The 18,296-nt window shown below is 26.0% G+C and carries 18 protein-coding genes; 11 read left to right on the top strand and 7 right to left on the bottom strand.

Annotated elements, in window-relative coordinates; translation table 11 throughout:
• Nucleotides 1-195: 195 nt before the first annotated feature.
• The 3 genes from GBG18_RS03735 (at nucleotide 196) to GBG18_RS03745 (ending at nucleotide 3,018) form a co-directional block, all read left to right on the top strand.
• The gene (locus GBG18_RS03735; protein ID WP_152188525.1) at nucleotides 196-378 is read left to right on the top strand and encodes a hypothetical protein; all 183 of its coding nucleotides are present in this window, start codon (nucleotides 196-198) and stop codon (nucleotides 376-378) included.
• Between the two features lie 35 nt (nucleotides 379-413).
• Entirely contained in the window at nucleotides 414-2,528 is a 2,115-nt protein-coding gene (locus GBG18_RS03740) for a PAS domain S-box protein (RefSeq protein ID WP_255467357.1), read from the top strand.
• A gap of 67 nt (nucleotides 2,529-2,595) precedes the next feature.
• Complete coding sequence (locus GBG18_RS03745) at nucleotides 2,596-3,018, top strand: FKBP-type peptidyl-prolyl cis-trans isomerase (RefSeq protein ID WP_152188529.1); 423 nt, start codon at nucleotides 2,596-2,598, stop codon at nucleotides 3,016-3,018.
• 22 nt (nucleotides 3,019-3,040) lie between these two features.
• Here GBG18_RS03745 and fliP read toward each other — a convergent pair whose 3' ends face one another.
• From fliP to GBG18_RS03770, 5 genes are all read right to left on the bottom strand, one after another.
• The gene (gene fliP, locus GBG18_RS03750; protein ID WP_152188531.1) at nucleotides 3,041-3,769 is read right to left on the bottom strand and encodes a flagellar type III secretion system pore protein FliP; all 729 of its coding nucleotides are present in this window, start codon (nucleotides 3,767-3,769) and stop codon (nucleotides 3,041-3,043) included.
• Between the two features lie 45 nt (nucleotides 3,770-3,814).
• Nucleotides 3,815-5,593, bottom strand: a complete 1,779-nt coding sequence (gene mrdA / locus GBG18_RS03755; protein WP_152188533.1) for a penicillin-binding protein 2 — start codon at nucleotides 5,591-5,593, stop codon at nucleotides 3,815-3,817.
• A complete protein-coding gene (locus GBG18_RS03760; protein WP_152188535.1) occupies nucleotides 5,590-6,030 on the bottom strand; it encodes a hypothetical protein in 441 nt (146 codons plus the stop codon). The genes mrdA and GBG18_RS03760 overlap by 4 nt, the downstream gene beginning before the upstream one ends.
• A gap of 65 nt (nucleotides 6,031-6,095) precedes the next feature.
• Nucleotides 6,096-6,389: an EscU/YscU/HrcU family type III secretion system export apparatus switch protein gene (locus GBG18_RS03765; protein WP_152188537.1), complete on the bottom strand. Its 294-nt coding sequence runs from the start codon at nucleotides 6,387-6,389 to the stop codon at nucleotides 6,096-6,098.
• 1 nt (nucleotide 6,390) lies between these two features.
• Nucleotides 6,391-8,379, bottom strand: a complete 1,989-nt coding sequence (locus tag GBG18_RS03770) for a flagellar hook-length control protein FliK (protein WP_152188539.1) — start codon at nucleotides 8,377-8,379, stop codon at nucleotides 6,391-6,393.
• A 118-nt stretch (nucleotides 8,380-8,497) separates the two neighbouring features.
• Between GBG18_RS03770 and fliW the strand changes: the two genes are divergently transcribed.
• From fliW to ftsZ, 8 genes are all read left to right on the top strand, one after another.
• Nucleotides 8,498-8,872, top strand: coding sequence for a flagellar assembly protein FliW (gene fliW / locus GBG18_RS03775; protein ID WP_152188540.1), 375 nt, complete (start codon nucleotides 8,498-8,500; stop codon nucleotides 8,870-8,872).
• 53 nt (nucleotides 8,873-8,925) lie between these two features.
• Nucleotides 8,926-9,810, top strand: coding sequence for a hypothetical protein (locus tag GBG18_RS03780; RefSeq protein WP_152188542.1), 885 nt, complete (start codon nucleotides 8,926-8,928; stop codon nucleotides 9,808-9,810).
• 90 nt (nucleotides 9,811-9,900) lie between these two features.
• On the top strand, nucleotides 9,901-10,260 hold the full coding sequence (arsC, locus tag GBG18_RS03785; RefSeq protein ID WP_152188544.1) for an arsenate reductase (glutaredoxin): 360 nt from the start codon (nucleotides 9,901-9,903) through the stop codon (nucleotides 10,258-10,260).
• 53 nt (nucleotides 10,261-10,313) lie between these two features.
• On the top strand, nucleotides 10,314-10,604 hold the full coding sequence (locus GBG18_RS03790; protein WP_226896467.1) for a hypothetical protein: 291 nt from the start codon (nucleotides 10,314-10,316) through the stop codon (nucleotides 10,602-10,604).
• Nucleotides 10,604-12,922, top strand: a complete 2,319-nt coding sequence (locus GBG18_RS03795; RefSeq protein WP_152188548.1) for an AAA family ATPase — start codon at nucleotides 10,604-10,606, stop codon at nucleotides 12,920-12,922. Before GBG18_RS03790 ends, GBG18_RS03795 begins: the two co-directional genes overlap by 1 nt.
• A 58-nt stretch (nucleotides 12,923-12,980) precedes the next feature.
• Entirely contained in the window at nucleotides 12,981-14,444 is a 1,464-nt protein-coding gene (locus GBG18_RS03800) for a peptidylprolyl isomerase (protein WP_152188550.1), read from the top strand.
• A 3-nt stretch (nucleotides 14,445-14,447) separates the two neighbouring features.
• A complete protein-coding gene (gene ftsA / locus GBG18_RS03805) occupies nucleotides 14,448-15,830 on the top strand; it encodes a cell division protein FtsA (protein ID WP_152188552.1) in 1,383 nt (460 codons plus the stop codon).
• Nucleotides 15,830-16,960 carry a cell division protein FtsZ gene (ftsZ, locus tag GBG18_RS03810; protein WP_152188554.1) on the top strand — a complete coding sequence of 377 codons (1,131 nt, stop codon included), beginning with the start codon at nucleotides 15,830-15,832 and terminating at the stop codon, nucleotides 16,958-16,960. Before ftsA ends, ftsZ begins: the two co-directional genes overlap by 1 nt.
• Nucleotides 16,961-16,984: 24 nt before the next feature.
• Here ftsZ and GBG18_RS03815 read toward each other — a convergent pair whose 3' ends face one another.
• Entirely contained in the window at nucleotides 16,985-17,377 is a 393-nt protein-coding gene (locus GBG18_RS03815) for a heat shock protein transcriptional repressor HspR (protein WP_152188556.1), read from the bottom strand.
• A 12-nt stretch (nucleotides 17,378-17,389) separates the two neighbouring features.
• Complete coding sequence (locus GBG18_RS03820; RefSeq protein ID WP_152188558.1) at nucleotides 17,390-18,253, bottom strand: DnaJ C-terminal domain-containing protein; 864 nt, start codon at nucleotides 18,251-18,253, stop codon at nucleotides 17,390-17,392.
• Nucleotides 18,254-18,296 lie beyond the last annotated feature (43 nt).

Consider the following 18,296-nt stretch of genomic DNA (forward strand, 5'->3'; position numbering starts at 1 on the left):
TTCCTAAATGTATATTTTATTTATTATATAGTAAAAAAGTAAATAAATTACTTCATTTTAGCTTTTATATTATAAATAAAAGTTATATATAGTTTCTTTATTTTTATTATAAAATTAACTTATTTAATTTTTTATATTTTATGGATAAAGTAATTTCTAGCTATAATAAAAGTAAATTATTAGAAAGCCTTTCTTATGATAAAAATATTATTTATTCTAAATTTTTTCTTGATATCTTTATTTTCTTCTTCTTTTGACAAAGTTTATACTGTAGCTTTTTTAAAAGATTGGAAACCTTATTATATAACTAACAATAAAGGTGAGATTGATGGTTATGTATATGAATTATTTGAAGAAATATCAAAAAAACAAATCTAAAATTTGAATATAAAATAGTAAATACTTGGCAAGAGATATTTGAGTTAGCTAAAAATAATAAAATTGATATAGTTCCAAATATTGGAATTACAAAAAATAGAGAAGAATTATTTAACTTTTCGCAACCTACAGATACTTTAAAAATCAAACTTTTTAAAAGAAAAGACTCTTATGATATTACAAAAATCGAAGACTTAAAAACAAAAAAACTAGGGGTATTACTTAATAATATTTGTAATGTACTTATTTCAAAAGAAATCACTGATAATAAAATTGTTTTATTTGATTTATCAAGAGCTATTTCTTCTTTAACTTCTGGTGAGTTAGATGCTCTTTGTTATCCAGACTCTTCTTTAAATATGAAGTTAAAAGAGTTAAGTTTAGAGAATAAAATAGTCTCTTTTGAAAAGCCTTTAATTGAAGTAAAAAGAGGATTAGGATTAACAAAAGAAAACTTTGATTTATTGCCACTTTTAGATGAAGCAATTACTGATTTAAAAGTTGAGGGTACTTTTCAAACAATATATTCACATTGGTTTTCACAAAAAGATATCAATACAATATCCCAAAGTACTTTTTATAAAATCCTAATAATATTAGTAATAGTTTTAATCATATTATTTATTTATATATATGGGAATAATAAGTTAAAAGAACAATATAAAAAACAAAAAAAACTAGAAAAAAAATTAAATAGTGCTCAAGAAATTGCAAAATTAGGGCATTACTCTTACTCTTTTAATAAAGACCTTTTTGTATGTTCTAAGCAAATTGATGAAATTATTGGTATAGAAGAGAATAGTGTAAAAAATGTTGATTTATGGATAAAGTGTATTCATCCTGATGATCAGCAAAGAGTTGCACTTTATTGGGCTTCTTGTCTTAATAAAGGAGTTGATTATAAAATAGAGTATAGATTTATTAATCAAAAAACAAAAGAAATCATTTGGGTTGTAGCTTTAGGTGAGATTTCAAGGGATAAAAATCATAATCCTATAACTATGTTTGGAACAATACAAAATATAGATGAAAGAAAAAAGACAGAAGAAGAACTTACTCAAGCTATGATGGTATTTGAAAATACAAATGATGGAATACTAGTAACTGATAAAAACACTAATATTATTAATGTAAATAAATCTTTCGAAATTACAACAGGTTATAGTTTAAAAGAAGTTATAAATAAAAAACCAAGTATGTTAAAAACTGATTTAAATAAAGATAGTTTTTATAAAAAAATGTGGAGTGATTTAAATACTAAAGGTGTTTGGAGTGGTGAAATAATAAATAAGAAAAAAGATGGAAGTAATTATTATGAGTTTTTAACTATAAATGTAATTTATGGGATTAACAAAGAAGTAAATGGCTATATAGGAATTTTTAGTGATATTACACAACAAAAATCTGATGAAAAAATGCTTATGACTCAATCAAAAGTAGCCGCAGTTGGAGAAATGCTTGGAAATATATCTCATCAATGGAGACAACCTTTATCTGTTATTAGTACTCATGCTACTGGTATCAAATTAAAATTAGAACTTGAAGCAAATTTAGAAAAAGAAGAAATTTGTGAATCAATGGAAAATATCAATAAACAAGTACAATACTTATCAAAAACTATAGATGATTTTAGAAACTTTTTTAAAGGTGATACAAATGATATTCAAGAGTTTACTTTAAAAGATGCTTTTAGTAAGTTAGAGCAACTAACAAAAGATAGTTTGCATAATAATTATATTAAATATGAAACAGAAATTGAAGACTTAACTCTAGTATTAAATGAAAATCTTTTTATTCAAGCTTTGATTAATATTTATAATAATGCAAAAGATGCAATGGTTGATAATATAGAAAATAGTGATGATAGATTTTTATTTGTTGAAACAAAAGTAGTTAATGAAAAATTAGAAATCTTAATAAAAGATACAGGATATGGAATACCTTTAAATATAATCGATAAGATATTTGAGCCATACTTTACAACTAAACACTCATCAGTTGGAACAGGTATAGGTCTTTATATGACAAACCAAATTATAACAAAACAGTTTAATGGACAAATATTTGTAAGTAATATTGAGTTTGAAAACAATAGAAAAATCTTAAGTGGAGCAGAGTTTAGAATAGTTTTACCCTTAGAAAAGAAGTAAAGTTATTTTAGTTGATATTTTATCTTAAACATTATATAGTTCGTAAATTAAAATTAGGAGGCGATTAATGCCTATTGAAATAAATCAAACAGTTAAAATTATGTTTGAAGTTAGAGTTGATGGTGAATTAGTAGATGGAAGTAGAAGCAATAAACCTTTTGAGTTTTCATTTGGAGTAGGGCAAGTAATTGCTGGACTTGAAAAAAGAATAATAAATATGAACGTAGGTGAAGCTGCAAGTATTAGAGTTCCTGCTGCTGAAGCTTATGGTGAGTATGATCCTTCTGCCATTCAAGTATTACCTATAGAAGAGTTCGCGAATATAGAAAATCTAAAAGTTGGAATGCAAATTCAAGGTGAAGATGATGATGGTGAACTTACTCAAATTATTGTAAAAGAGATAAATGAAACACAAGTTACTGTTGATTTTAATCATCCTCTAGCTGGAAAAGATTTAGATTATAAAGTTAAGATTGATTCTTTACTTTAGTAAAAGAGTGTTTTTTAGCCCATCACTTAAAGGACTGGGCGAGATTTCCAATAATTAATTGCCAACCATCTATTACAATAAAGAAGATGATTTTAATAGGTAAGGATATCATTACAGGAGGTAACATCATCATACCTAAGGACATAAGAATAGAGGCTACAATAATATCAATAACTAAAAATGGTAAGAAAATTAAAAACCCTATCTCAAAAGCTGTTCTAAGTTCACTTACTATAAATGCAGGCATTAATAATGTTAAAGGAACATCATCTATATTTTTAGGATTTGGTTCTTTTTTTATACGGTAAAATAGGGCGATATCAGATTCTCTTGTGTTTTTTATCATAAACTCTTTAAAAGGTTTAATACCCCTTTCAAATGCTAATTCATAACCAATTTTTTTATCCATATATGGTTCAATACCATCTTCCCATGATTTTTTTGCATAAGGTTCCATAATAAAAATAGTTAATATTAATGCAAGAGAGATTACTATTTGTGTTGGAGGTGTTTGCTGTAGTCCCATAGCTTGTCTTAAAAGTGAAAAAACGATTACAATTCTTGTAAATGATGTAACCATTAAAATTAGCGTTGGAGCTAGTACAAATAGTGTTAAAATAATTGCAATATTGATTGTTTTTACAAACTGTGCTGGGTCATCAAGCGCTGCAACAGAAAGGTTTACAATAGGAGCTGTATCAGCAGCAAAAGTGTATACAGTAAAAAGTAATAGTGTTAATAAAAGTTTCAAAAAAATTCCTATGTAATAATTAAAATCATAATATCAAAAAAATAGTTAGTTTCTACTTTTTATATATCCCATCTCATAAAGCTTATCGTATATTTTACTTACAACTTCACCTGCTGCTGAACCACCATGTCCTCCATGTTCTACTAATACATTTACAACATATTTAGGATTTTTATAAGGTCCATAAGTAGTAAGCCATGCATGTGATCTTTGAAAGTATTTAAGTTCACTCTCTTTCATTCTTACTTTTTCTGATTGAGGAATACTAACAACTTGTGCTGTTCCTGTTTTCCCTGCTATTGCTATTTTTGTTTTAACATATTTAGTAGCTGTTCCTTTAGGATGATGAATTACATCATACATTCCACGTCTTAAGGTATTTAATTGTGCTTCAGGCATTTTTAAATCTTCTGGTTCTTCATAATTTGCTTTATAAAAATGTGGTTTAGGAAGTTTTCCTGTAGCAATAAAAGCAGTATATCTTGCCATTTGCATAGGAGTTACTAGCATATTCCCTTGTCCAATAGATGTAATAACTGTCTCACCTACATACCAAGGTTGTTTAAACTTTTTTTCTTTCCATAATTTATTTGGATTTACACCAAAAAACTCATTTACTTGATCAACACCTGTTTGTCTACCAAAGCCAAATTTATCTAATGTTTGAGATATTTTATTAATTCCAATTCTAAGACTACCTTTATAAAAGAAATCATCACAACTTTCTCTAATAGCTTTTCTAAAATCTACTTTTCCATGTCCAAATCTTTTCCAACATCTAAAGTTTCTATTTCCTATTCTAATAGAACCAGAACAATTAATAGTATAATTATCTTCTATTCCATTCTCTAAAAAGGATAAGGCAACTCCCATTTTAATAATAGAACCTGGAGGATATAACCCATTAATTAGTTTATTTGTAAAAGGATGATTAAGGTCATTTCTCATAATATTCCACTCTTTAACCGAGATTCCAGAAGCAAAAATATTATTATCAAACTCAGGCATAGAAGTTGCAGATAATATTTCACCATTATTTGCATCCATTACAATAATTGCACCACTTCTTTTCCCAAAAATCTTTTGAATATATTTTTGAAGTTCGATATCTAATGATATTTTAATACTATTGTCAATTGAGGGTTCTTTTTCATCAATTATTGCAATTTCTTTATTTAATGCATTTACTTTAATATCTTTGTATCCAATTTGCCCTTGAAGCTTGTCATTATAAAACTTTTCTAAACCATTTTTACCAATAATTCCATTATGAGCTGAAAGTTCATTTTTCAAAATATCTAATCTTGAAGCTTTTCCTACATAACCAATAACATGTGAAGCTGCTTTTCTATATGGATAAAATCTTTTTACAGCTGATTCAATTTTCATTGAATCTTTTGATGAAAATAGAGTATATTTAGGAAAAAAATCTTGATAAGGAATATACTCCACAACTTTTACAAAATCGTGATTATAAGCTGAGTTTTTTCTGTTATATGTTTTTAGAAGTTTTTTCTTTTCAATATCTGGAAAGTGTTCAACTATTAAATCAAGTGCATCTTCTAGTTTTTGTTTATTTTTTTTAGAGTTTAAGTGTGGCTTGATAAGAATTGAAAATCCCATTTGATTTACAGCTAATTTTTTTCCATGTCTATCTTCAATAACTCCTCTAACAGGAATTTTTTGTACTCTACTAATATAGTTTCTTTTTGATAGTTCTTCATAGTAAGTATTTGATTTTATACTTAAAAAATATACTCTTGAAAGTAAAGTAATCATAATAATAATAATAAATAAAAATATAATATTTAGTCTGTTTATCAAATAAATACTCCAAAAAATAATAAATCAATAATAATATTTACAAATATTATAGCAATAAAACTATCAGACATTCCAATTGTCATAACCCAAATAAAAAATACACCAAGGTAAAAAATTAAAATATAAATATATTCATTTAATTTACTAAAGGACATCATTCTATCGATATTTGGAATAATAAAAATATAAATAAATAGTGATAATAAGGTTAAAGATAAAGGTCTTAACCCTGAGTTTATTTCTATAAAAATAAATGTTAAAACTATAAAAAAAAGTGAATAAAGATATTTTCTTTTAAGACATACATAAAATGAAATAAAAGTAACTCCAGCAATCATAATCAATAAAAAATGTATTGAAGATATCGTATTTATAGTAATTATTACTAGTAATAAGGTAAATAGAAAAATAGGATTATCTAAATTGTTTCGAGTCATAAAATATAATACTTCTTTTTAATTTATCGCGATTATATTATAAAGAGTCTTATACCTATATCAAATTACTTTTTATTTTTATTAGATAAATCATAAATAAAAGAGAATACTTCAGCAACTGCTTTATACATACTTCCAGGTATTTCTTTATCTATATCAATTTGAGATAAAAGCTCAACTAAATCTTCATCTTTTTTAATTGGAATATCATGTTCATTTGCAAGTTTAATAATATTTGAGGCAGTTTCACCTTTTCCTTTTGCAAGAATACTAGGTGCATTGTCTTTTTCAATATCATATTTTAAAGCAACAGCTTTAGCAGGAGTACTTTGGTTTTGTTTTATATTTTTTTCTTCCATTTTAAACTCTTATATCAACACTTGTACTATTTTGATTATTGTAAGGATTTACAAAGGCATCAGTTTTTTTCTCTATATTTGTTTTTTCATTATCTTCTTTTAAATCAAGAAGTTTTATATTTACAGGTATTAAATCTACATCATTAAGAGCTTTTTTTAGATTTATAAGATTGTCTCTTACTGCTACTTTAAAATGTTCTCTTTGAGCATGAATAGTTAAATCAATCTTATTTTTATCATATAAAGCCATCATTAAATCAACTTTTCCAAAATCTTTTAGTGTTAAATCAATCTGACAGTAAAACTTTTCTTCTTCAGTTTTTTTCATGCTTATTGTTCCATCTTCTAGCATATCCCATAAAAAAGGAACATAAACATTATTAGAATTTCCAGAATGAGATAGAAGTTGATGATAATCTATTTGTGTTAACATCTTATCTACTTGCTTAAACATCTCTTGTGATTTTGGATCAAGTTTAGAAGCTAAATCATCTTGCATTTGTAATAGAACTGATTTCATATCATTTGATATGGGGTTTGTCTCATTTCTTGTAAGATTTTGTCCTAAGTTTGTATTTGTAATATTTTCTCTAAGTATATTTTCGATTTTATCAACAACTTTTAGTAAACTATTTTGAGTATTAGAGTTGTTTTGATTAGTAGATAAATTTGTTATATCTTCTTTTAAAGATAATAGTAATGTAGATAAATTTGATGCAAAATTATTTGTAAAGGTACTTATATTATTTAAATTACTTGAAATATTTGTTTGTAAATTAGAAATTGGATTTTCTATTTTTGAAAAAAGAGTTTGGATATTTTCAAGTTTTGAAATCATTTGATTTAAAGATTTACTATCAATATTGTTCATATTAGATAATTCTGTTTTTAATTGTCCTAAGTTTTGCTTTAAATTATCTATTAGTGATACTTTATCATTTACTATTGTTTGTGAATTTAATACTTTTTGTTCTAAGTTTGTTATTTCACTAGAAATATTTTTTAGGTTTAAAACTAAAGATGAAATATTACTGTTTGTATTAGAAGCATTTTTTATTTCATTTGAATTTATAAGTTGATTTAATAGTACTTTTGGCTCAATTAATTTATCACTTTTTGTAAATAAATCATTTGTTTTAATTAAAGAATCTATTTGTGATAAAAGGTTTTTAGTTTGATTTTGAGGATTGTTGCTTAGAACTTCATTTTTAATTTGTGATAATAGCTCTTTTGTTTGACTATTTAGTGTGTTTTTATTCTCTATTAATTGGCTATTTTGAGATGTTTGCATTTTAGATTCTACTAAAGAACCTTTGTTAATCAAAGAGCTTAATTGATTTGTTAAATTTGATAAATTTTGTGTTCCTTTATCTGCTATTGAAGTACTTAAGTTTTGTAATAATGAAACTAAACTTTTCATATTTGATAATTGATTTGTATTTGTTGTTTGATTATTTGGTGTTGTTAGTTTTGTAATTAAATCATTTATTTGTTTTGTTTGTGGTGAATTTATATCTTTTATAATATTTTGTATTTGACTTAATATTTTATCTACACCGCTACCTAATCCTTTTTGTGCATTTTGAGAAATTTTTGATTCAAGAAATACTCCTGATTTTCCTAATTGTTCTTTTAAACTATTTGCATCTAAATTTTTAATATCTTTTAAAAAGTTTTCTAATAATGGCTTGAATTTTGCAAGACTACTATTTGAATCAATTTGATTTAAAAGTGTAGTTGTAGCTTTAGAAAAAGAGCCTAAGTCTTTAAATAAAGAAGAGTTTTTAAGCATATTTTCAATTGTTGAGTTTGCTTTTGAGTCACCTTTTACTTGGTCAAATAGATTTTTTAATACCTGAGCAGGTGAGGCTGATTCTTTTTGTACCATTTGTTGAAGTGTTTTTGCATCAGCTTCTTTAAGTACAGTTTTAAGAGCTTTATTCTCTTTTGGTAAAAGTATATTTAATAATGGATTCTGGGCAACTAACATAGAAGAAGTATATCATAAAAGACTAAGTTAATAAAATTAATAATTCATAAATTTATTATTAGAATATTAAGAATTATTTTTATACAATGTAATAACAAAATTATTCTAAGGCAAATAGATGAAGTTTGAAGTTGCTGTACCTCTTGATGGTTTTAAAGATGAAAAAGAGTTTATTTTTAAAAAAGTCGATGACTTCTTTTCTACAATCACTACAATAGAAGAGCAAAAAGAGATAAGACTTATGAGCTTTGGTGCTTTAAAGAATATATCTTTTACCTTACCTGATGAATTTATGAATAAATTAGAAATTACAAATATGGATGATATCTCTATTTATTATGTATTTGTTCTGCAAGGAACAAATAGTGAAAACTCTTTAAATACTTTTTCTCCAATAATTTTAAATAATAAAAGTTTAAAAATGGGACAAATCCACTTAGATGCAAATGATTTAGGTTTAGAAAACTTTGATGCTTTACTTCCAAAATTATGATTTAATAATTTTTATGATAGAATCTTAAAATTTTTTATTACGGAGTGTTTTATATGATTAGAGGATTTTTATTACTTTCAATTGGTGCAAGCTTATTTGCGAGCTCAGATTATGTACCTTTTAGCAAATTTTCAAAAGAAAAACAAGTTGAATATAACTTTATTAAAATTGAAAAAAATAGTAATGAAAAAATTCCAGAAGTAAAAAAAATCAAGAAAACACAAATTAGAAATTATAAAAAAGCTAATGAAGCAAATCTAATTAAAAAAAGTCAAATTAGAAAACAAATATCTCAAAATACTGTAAATATTAAAAACAGTGAAGCTATAAAAGAATATAAAAAAGAAAATATTTTAAATGATAATACAAAAATCACAAATAATACTTTTATTAAAGATATTAAAATAACTCCAAAACTTTCATATATGCATGTATCCTCATCAATAGAAGATGAAGATACTGATAAAACGCATGAAATTATTCCTGAAATATCTTTTACATATAAAAATCATACTTTAAAGGCTGATTATTTTAATGTAAATAGAAAATTACTCAATTCCTTTAATTATGATACTGATTGGTATCGTTTGATATATTTGCATAAAATAGAGAACCTAAATGTTGGTTTAGGATTTAATTCTTTAAAATTAGAATTATCTTTATTAGGGATATCTGATAAAAATTCAGAAAAATTTCCCACATTTGAATTTCATATGAAAAATAATCGAGATCGATTTCTTGTTGAGTATGGTGGATTTTATGGAAAAAATAGTGATGAAATCAAAAGTGCATATGAATATTATTTAAATCTCGGATATAAAATATTTAATAATGATAATTTAATTTTTAACCTTGGATACAAAAATAGAACAGTTGATTATGATAATACAAAACTTGAATTTAAAGGCCCAACTGTAGGAATTAGCACAAGCTTTTAATATTAAACATTACAAAGTGTAATAATTTTATATACTATAAAAAACTTTTAGCTATAATCACAATAATTATAGAAAAAGGTTTATTTAAATATGGAAGATATAACAATTTGGCATAATCCTAGATGCTCAAAATCAAGAAATGCTTTAAACTTAATAGAAGAAAAAAAGATAAATAAAAAAGTATTTAAATACTTAGAAGAAAATCCTTCAAAAGAACAAATCACAAATGTTTTAAAATTGTTAAAAATCAGCGCAAAAGAGCTTTTAAGAACTGGAGAAAAAGTTTATAAAGAATTAGATTTAAAAAATGTTGATAATGAAGATGAACTAATTACTGCAATGTATGAAAACCCAAAGTTAATTGAAAGACCAATAATTATAATTGCTAATGAAGCAGTAATTGCAAGACCAATTGAAAATATGGAGTTATTATTAAAGAAATACATGTAAAACAGCTAAGAATCAGATATATAAGAGTTTCAGAAAAATTCTTTACTAGAACAGTGTCTTTATTAAAATTAGAGAATTTTGACCATGAAAAATTTAAAATTAGAACAATAAAAAACTATGAAGATTTTAAAAAAGCTGAAGAAATGGAACTATACTCTTCTTACATGACTGATATAAAAAACTTTATTGAGAAAACAATGATGTTTGTAAATGAACACTCAAAAACTTTTGAGAATGAAAGAGCTATTTTATTAAAAGATGCAAACCTTTTACAAAAACAAAAGAACAATCAATCTTATAGTAAAGACAAACATAAAAACAATAAATTTAATGATGAATACTAATGGCCAAAGAAGAAGAATATAAAACCTTCAAACTCTCAGGAGTTATAAAAAAAGTACTTTATACAAATGAAGAGACTAAGTATATAATTGCAGTTTTAGAAAATAATCAAAAAATCTGTGGTGCATATTTTGATACAGATATTGAAAAAATTGTTGGAGAAGAAGTTGTTTTAAAAGGAAACTGGACTACTCATAAAAAATATGGAGTTCAATTTGAATTTGATACTTTAGAGCTTAAAGAAGCAGAAATATTCTTTTTTTTAACAAAAATTGTAAAAGGTGTTGGTAAAAAATTTGCAAAAGAATTAGTTGATAAATATTCTGAAGAAGAGTTAGTAAAAATACTAAATGAAAAGCCAGAAGAGTTATTAAAATTTAAAGGTATAAAAGAGAAGAAACTTAATATGATTGTTTCTTCTTGGCAAAAATTTAAACACTTAAGAGAACTTGGCTCTTTTCTAGCAAAATTTGGTGTAACTTCAAATTTAATCACGCGAATATACTCAAGTTTAGGTGAAGTAGATAACTTAATAGAAAAAATCAAAAAGAATCCATATCTTTTAATTAATATAAAAGGAATAGGTTTTAAACGTGCAGATGAAATTGCAAAAGCTTTAGGAATTGACCCATATTCAGAATTTAGAATAATGGCTTGTTTAAATTATACTTTAAGAGAATATTGTGATAACAATGGTAACTCTTCTATTGATAAATTTCATTTATATAAACTTTTAGATGATTCTTTAAGATTTAGTGACAAAAATGATTTATATGAAGAATCACTTACAAAAATGCTAGTTGAAGAAGAGATTTTTGTAACAAAAGAGAATCGTTATGCACCTTCAATATTATATTATGCAGAAAAAAGAATTTTAGAGTTTTTTCAAAGAAGAGAAGGAGAACTTAATCGTAAAATTATTGCTTCTTTTGATGATTATTTAGTTAAAAAGCAATTAACCTTAGGCTTTGAATTAAGTAGCGAGCAAAAGAAAGCAGTTGAGCTAATAAATAAGGGGCATAATACACTTTTTTTAATAGGTTACGCAGGAACTGGTAAATCAACATCAAGTAAAGCAATTTTACAGTTACTTGAAGAGGTTGTTTCTTATGATGATATTATTACTATTGCCTTAAGTGGAATAGCTTCTCAGAGAATTTCTGATACTACAGGTTATGCATCTGCAACAATTCAATCTTTATTAGTAAAACACAAAGAAAAAGATTTTTTTCCTTATAAAGTAATTTTACTTGATGAAGCCTCAATGGTTAACTCAGTAACTTTTTATCAAATTATTTCAAAAATTGATGATGATACTGTCTTTATAATTGTTGGTGATGATGGACAATTACCTGCAATTGGAGCAGGAAATATTTTAGCTGATTCTATAAAATATGATTTAGCTCCTATTTGTAAATTAACAAAAATATATCGTCAAAATGAAAATCAAGCAATAGCAGTTATTGCAAATGATATAAGAAAAGGTGAGGTTCCTAAATATGATGAAGATTATGAAGATTTCAAGTTTGTAAATGTTTCAATTGCAAATTATTACTCACAAAAAAACTCTAATTCTTCAAATGAATTTGCTGACATTAGAGGTGAAAATTCAGAATATATTTTAAATAATATATTAAATATTTCTGCAACTTATATTCAAAACTATTTTGATTTAATAAAAGGTAAAAAAATAAATAAAGCCTTAACTTTATTTCAAGTAATTACACCAATGAAAGGTGGATTATTAGGAGTTGAAAACTTAAATATGCAACTTCAAAAACTTTTTAATCATACAAAAGGAAAAGCATATTCTACTAAGCTTTATGAGTATAAAATTACTGATAAAGTAATACATATCAAAAATGAAAATATGCGTTCACAAACTATGAGTATGTATAAAAGTGGTTCAAGTGATTTTATTGAAAAAAGAGTATTTAATGGACAATTAGGATTAATAATTAAGTTAGATTTTGATGAAAATAAATGTATTGTGTTATATCCAAATGATGATATGGTAGTCTTTTATGACTTTGATACTGTTGCATCATTACTTTCATTAGCTTACTGTTTAACTATTCATAAAACACAAGGAATGGAGTATGAAAATGCTTTAATTCCAATGAGCTTTTCACATTACATTATGCATAATACAAAGTTACTTTATACTGCAATTACAAGAGCTAAAAGAATGTGTTTTATAGTAGGGGAAGAAGAGGCTTTTATTAGTGCTTGTAAAAAATTAGAAATTACAATTAGAGAATCTGTTATTAATGATTTATTATCTAAGCCACAAATTAAAAATAAACTAATAGATCTTTAACTAATATTCAAGCAAATCTTTAGTAATATAACTAAAATTTTTAAGAGGATTATATTTTATGATTACGTGGATGCAAAGACATAAAAGATGGCTTGTGATTACAATTTGGATAAGTACTATAGCGTTTGTAGGAGCTGGCTTTGTGGGCTGGGGTTCTTATGATTATGGAAAAGATGGCGGAACAGTAGCCGTTGTAGCTGATAGAGAAGTTTCTGTTGAAGAATATCAACAAGAGTACTCAAGTCTTTATGATCAATATGCAAGATTATTTGGTGAAACATTTAACAAAGATATGGCTGATAAATTAAATTTAAAAGATGTTGCATATAAGCAAGTAATTCAAAAAAATCTAATTTTATCTTATGCTGATTCTTTAGGTTTAGATGTAACAGATCAAGATATTGCAAAAGAGTTATTAAAATATAATGCCTTTATGGTAGATGGAAAATTTGATAAAGCAACTTATGTAAAAGTTTTATCTCAAAATAGAACTACTCCTGTTAAATTTGAAGATTCATTAAAAAGAAATATTCTATTACAAAAAGTTCAATTATTATTTGATATTAAACCAAATAGTGTAGAAGTTGAAAACTTAAGTAAGTTATTATTCATTGAAGATGATATCTCTTACAAAATCTTAAATATCAAAGATATTACTGTAAATCCTACAGAGGATGATTTAAAGAAACATTGGGAAGCTAATAAAAATGCTTATATGTCAGAAGTTTCTTATGTTTTTGAAAGAGTAGATGTTCCTGTTGTAAGTTCGAATTCAAGTGCTGAAGATATTGAAAAACATCATAGTAAATTTAAAACTGATTATAAAAAAGAAGATGGAAAAATTAAATCTTTCGATGAAGCAAAAGCTGAAGTTATAAAAGAATTAGATAATAAATTTACAAAAAAAGAAGCATTGAAAAAATATCTAAAAGTAAAAAAAGCTGAAGAAACATTAACTGCTTCAACTACAATTGATGAAAGTAAGCTTCCATTCTCTACTCTTAATAATCAAAAGATAATTGATTCTAAGCCAGGTGATTTACTTAAGCCATTTTTAGAAGATGATAAGTTTGTTATTGTAAGAGTACTTGCTAAAAATGAATCAAAGCCTTTATCTTACGAAAAAGCATTAGAAGATGTAAAGGTTTCATATGAAAAAGTTGCAAAAGCTAAAAAACTTGATGAATTAGCACAAAAAGAACTAGAAAATTTTGTTGGTACAGAAGTTAAAGGTATTACAAGACAATCAATTGCAAAAATTGCAGGATTAGAGCCTCAAGAAGCAGCAGATTTCTTAAGTAGATTATTTGTAGCTACAGAAAAAACTGGAACAATAAAAGTTAATGATAAAGTTGTATTATTTAGAATTGATAATTCTAAATTTGGAACTTATGATAAAGCAAGAGATGAGTCTATTAAAAGCACAATTGTACAATTACAAAGTGAAGAATTAATGAATAATCTTGTAAAAAGATTAGAAAATAAATACGAAATACAATCATCTATAGAAATAAAGGAATAATAATTGAATAATACTCTTTTAGCAATTGATATTGGTTCATCTGCAATAACAGCTGTTATTGCAAAGCATGATTTAGAATCTAATATTAATATCCTTGGTACTGGCGTACAAAAGAGTGAGGGTGTTAATAAAGGTATAATCATAAATATAGAAGAGGCTTCTAAAGCTATAAAAGATGCCATTAATATAGCAAAAAGAAGTTCTACAGAAGTTATTGATACCTCTGTTGTTTCTATTTCAGGTTCTTACACAAAAAGTATTAGAAGTTCTGGTTCTGTAAATGTTCCAAATGGTCTAATTACTGAAACTGAGATTAATCAAGTAATGCAAATGGCATTATATAATGCAACTATAGTTCCTGAGTATGAAGTAGTTCACGTTGTACCTATATTCTTTAAAGTTGATGATTCTGTTGATGTTGATAATCCTCTTAACATGAATGGTTCAAGACTTGAAGTTTCTGTATATATTGTAACTGCAAAAAGAACAGCATTAACTAACATAAAATCTGCTCTTAAAATATCAGGTGTTGATATTACTAGATTTGTTTTAGATGGTTATGCATCAGCAATCTCTATTTTAGATGAACAACAAAAAAAGTTTGGAGCAACTGTTATTAACATAGGTTCAACAACAACTGAATTTGTATGTTATAAAGGTAACTCATTAATTTATAATGGATTTATTCCAGTTGGATCAAATCATATAACAAATGACTTATCTGTAATGCTTCATACACCACCAGCAGCAGCTGAAAAAATTAAAACAGAATATGGTTCTTTAACAAAAGATTACTCTTCATCAAATGATTTAGGTGTTACAAAAGTTAAAATACCTAGAATCGGAGATGAAGATACACATTCTGAAGTGGCATTAGACCATATCCAAACAATTATTCATGCAAGAATAGAAGAGATATTAATTCTTGTGAAAAATCAATTAAAGAAAAGTGGAATTCTAGATAATGTAGGCTCAGGAATTGTTATAACTGGTGGGATGAGTAATCTTGAAGGTATTAAATCTCTTGCTGTAAAAATTTATGATGGAATACCTATTTCTTTATCAAATCCAAAGAATATTGAAAATGGATATATGAGTTTTGATGATCCAAAGATGTCAACAATTATAGGATTACTTGTATACTCTTTAGGAATTAACAGAAGTTACGAATTAGACTCAAGTAAAAAATTAATGAAACCAGTTAAAAAACAGGCTATTGCTGAAGAAAAAGTAATAAACAATGATTCAATTAATACTAAATCTACTCCTAACAATCACAGAGAAGATTTAAACTTAAAAGATGATCCCACAGTTTTAACACCTTTAAGAAAAGATAAGAAAAAAGGTGTTTCAAAATTCTGGAGTAAAGTATCGGAGTGGTTTTAATGGATAACTTATTTAAAGTAGAAGATATAAAAGAAGATATGCCAAATAAAGTTTTATCAGACAATGTAGCAAAAATTGCTGTTATTGGAGTTGGTGGTGGTGGTTGTAATATGATTAACCACATGATTAAAGAAGGTTCTCATAAAATTGATTTAATCGCAGCTAATACTGATTTACAAGTTTTACATATTTCAAAAGCACCTAAAAAAATCCAATTAGGACTTAAACTTACTAAAGGTTTAGGTGCTGGTATGAAACCAGAAATTGGTAGAGATTCTGCTGTTGAATCATATGAAGATATTAAAACTGCACTAAAAGGTGCTGATATTATCTTTATTGCTGCTGGTCTTGGTGGAGGTACTGGAACTGGAGCTGCTGCTATTATTGCAAAAGCTGCAAAAGAAATAGGAGCACTTACTGTTTCTGTTGTTACTAAACCATTTACTTGGGAAGGTAAGAAAAGAGCAGGCTTAGCAAACTTAGGTCTGGAAGAACTTAAAAAAGTATCTGATTCAATTATAGTTGTTCCTAATGATAGATTACTAGAAATTATTGATGAAAATGTTGGTATGAAAGATGCTTTCAAAATTATTGATAATATTTTATTCCAAGCAGTAAATGGAATGTCTGAGGTTATTTTAAATCCAGGAAATTCAGATATTAATACAGATTTTGCTGATGTTAAAACAATAATGCAACATCGTGGTATGGCTTTAATGGGAATTGGTAAGGCAAAAGGTGAAGACGCAGCTCAAAGAGCTTTAGAAGATGCTATTGATTCTCCTTTACTTGATAAAGTATCATTAAATGGTGCAAAAGGTATTTTAATACACTTTAATATCCATCCTCAAGTATCACTATTTGCTATTAATGATGTAATGGGAACTATAAATGATAGAATGGATTCAAATGCTGAGATTATCTTTGGAACTACTTCTGATTCAACACTTGAAACAGATGAAGTTAAAATTACAATAGTGGCAACTGGATTTGAATCTAAAAATGATGAACATGAAGAGAGTACTGAAAATACAGAAGAAGGAACACAAAATACTATGTCATCTGCTGATGATAATTATTTAGATGTACCACCATTAATGAGAGACTACGTAGTACAATATCAATTATAAGACTACAAAAATAAAAATGAAGAATTAATCTTCTTCATTTTTTTCTACAATTACAATATCAAAAGAAGTTTGTTGAACAACTAAGGCTTTTGTATCTGGAACTACTGCTAAATTATTTATATTTTTTATTTTTACTTTGTATGCATGTATCTCTTCTTCTAAAGAAGCTATTCTTTCATTTAACTGTAAAATCACATCAACACCTGCTAGATTAACTCCAAGCTTTCTTGTTAGTGTTAAAACATATTTTATATGGTCTATGTCTTTTTGAGAATAGAGTCTTATTTTACCATTTGTCCTAGAGGGAGTAATTAATCCCTCTCTTTCATATTGTCTTAAAGTTTGAGGATGAATATCTAAAATTTCAGCAACTGCTGATATTAAAAAAACAGGTTCAACATAACTATTTGTTTCCATTGATTAATCCTTTTAGTTTTCTGGAAGTTTCTCTTTTAGAACTTCAATTAAATCTTCATCTAAGTCTTCAACTTTAGGTAATATGATATTTGCTTTTAAGTATAAATCACCTTTAACCCCAGCTTTTCTATTTAAAACTCCAAGCTCTTTAACTCTAAATTTTTGGTTTTGTTTAGTATTTTGTGGAACTTTTAAAGTGATATCTTTATGAATTGTTTTGATTTCAACTTTTCCACCAAATAATGCAACTTTTAAAGGAATATCAAACTTTTTGATTAAAGTATCATCTTCTCTTTCATATTCAGGTGAGGGTGCTACAACAATCTTTAAGATTAAATCTCCTCTTTGTCCTTGATAAGACTTCCCTTTTCCTTTTGCTCTTATTTTTTGACCATCTTGAATCCCCTCTGGAATTTTAATATCAAAAGAGTCGTTATTTAAAGTTACATGTTGCTTTCCACCTAAAACTGATACATCAAAAGCAATAGTAAGTTGTGCACTTGTATCTAAATCTGGTTCATTAAAGCCACCAAAACCGCCTTGAGAGAAACCACCACCTCCAAAGCCACCTCCACCTTGACCAAACATTTGTCTTAAAATATCATCTAAATCTGCATTTGAACCTTGTCTTTGTGCAAAGTCATGGAAGTTTTGATCTCCAAACATTGAGTCACCATGTTGATCATATTGTAGTTTCTTTTGCTCATCACTTAATACTTCATAAGCAGCATTTATCTCTTTAAATTTTTCTTCTGCTTCTTTATCTTTATTCACATCTGGATGATATTTTCTTGCTAGTTTTCTATATGCTTTTTTTATTTCATCTTTTGATGCATTTTCACTAACTTCAAGTGTCTCATATAAACTTTTTGCCATTTTTTTTCCTATAAAATTTAAATATATTTTCTTAAAATTTTCT

The sequence above is a fragment of the Poseidonibacter ostreae genome, assembly GCF_009208075.1.
GTDB lineage: Bacteria > Campylobacterota > Campylobacteria > Campylobacterales > Arcobacteraceae > Poseidonibacter > Poseidonibacter ostreae.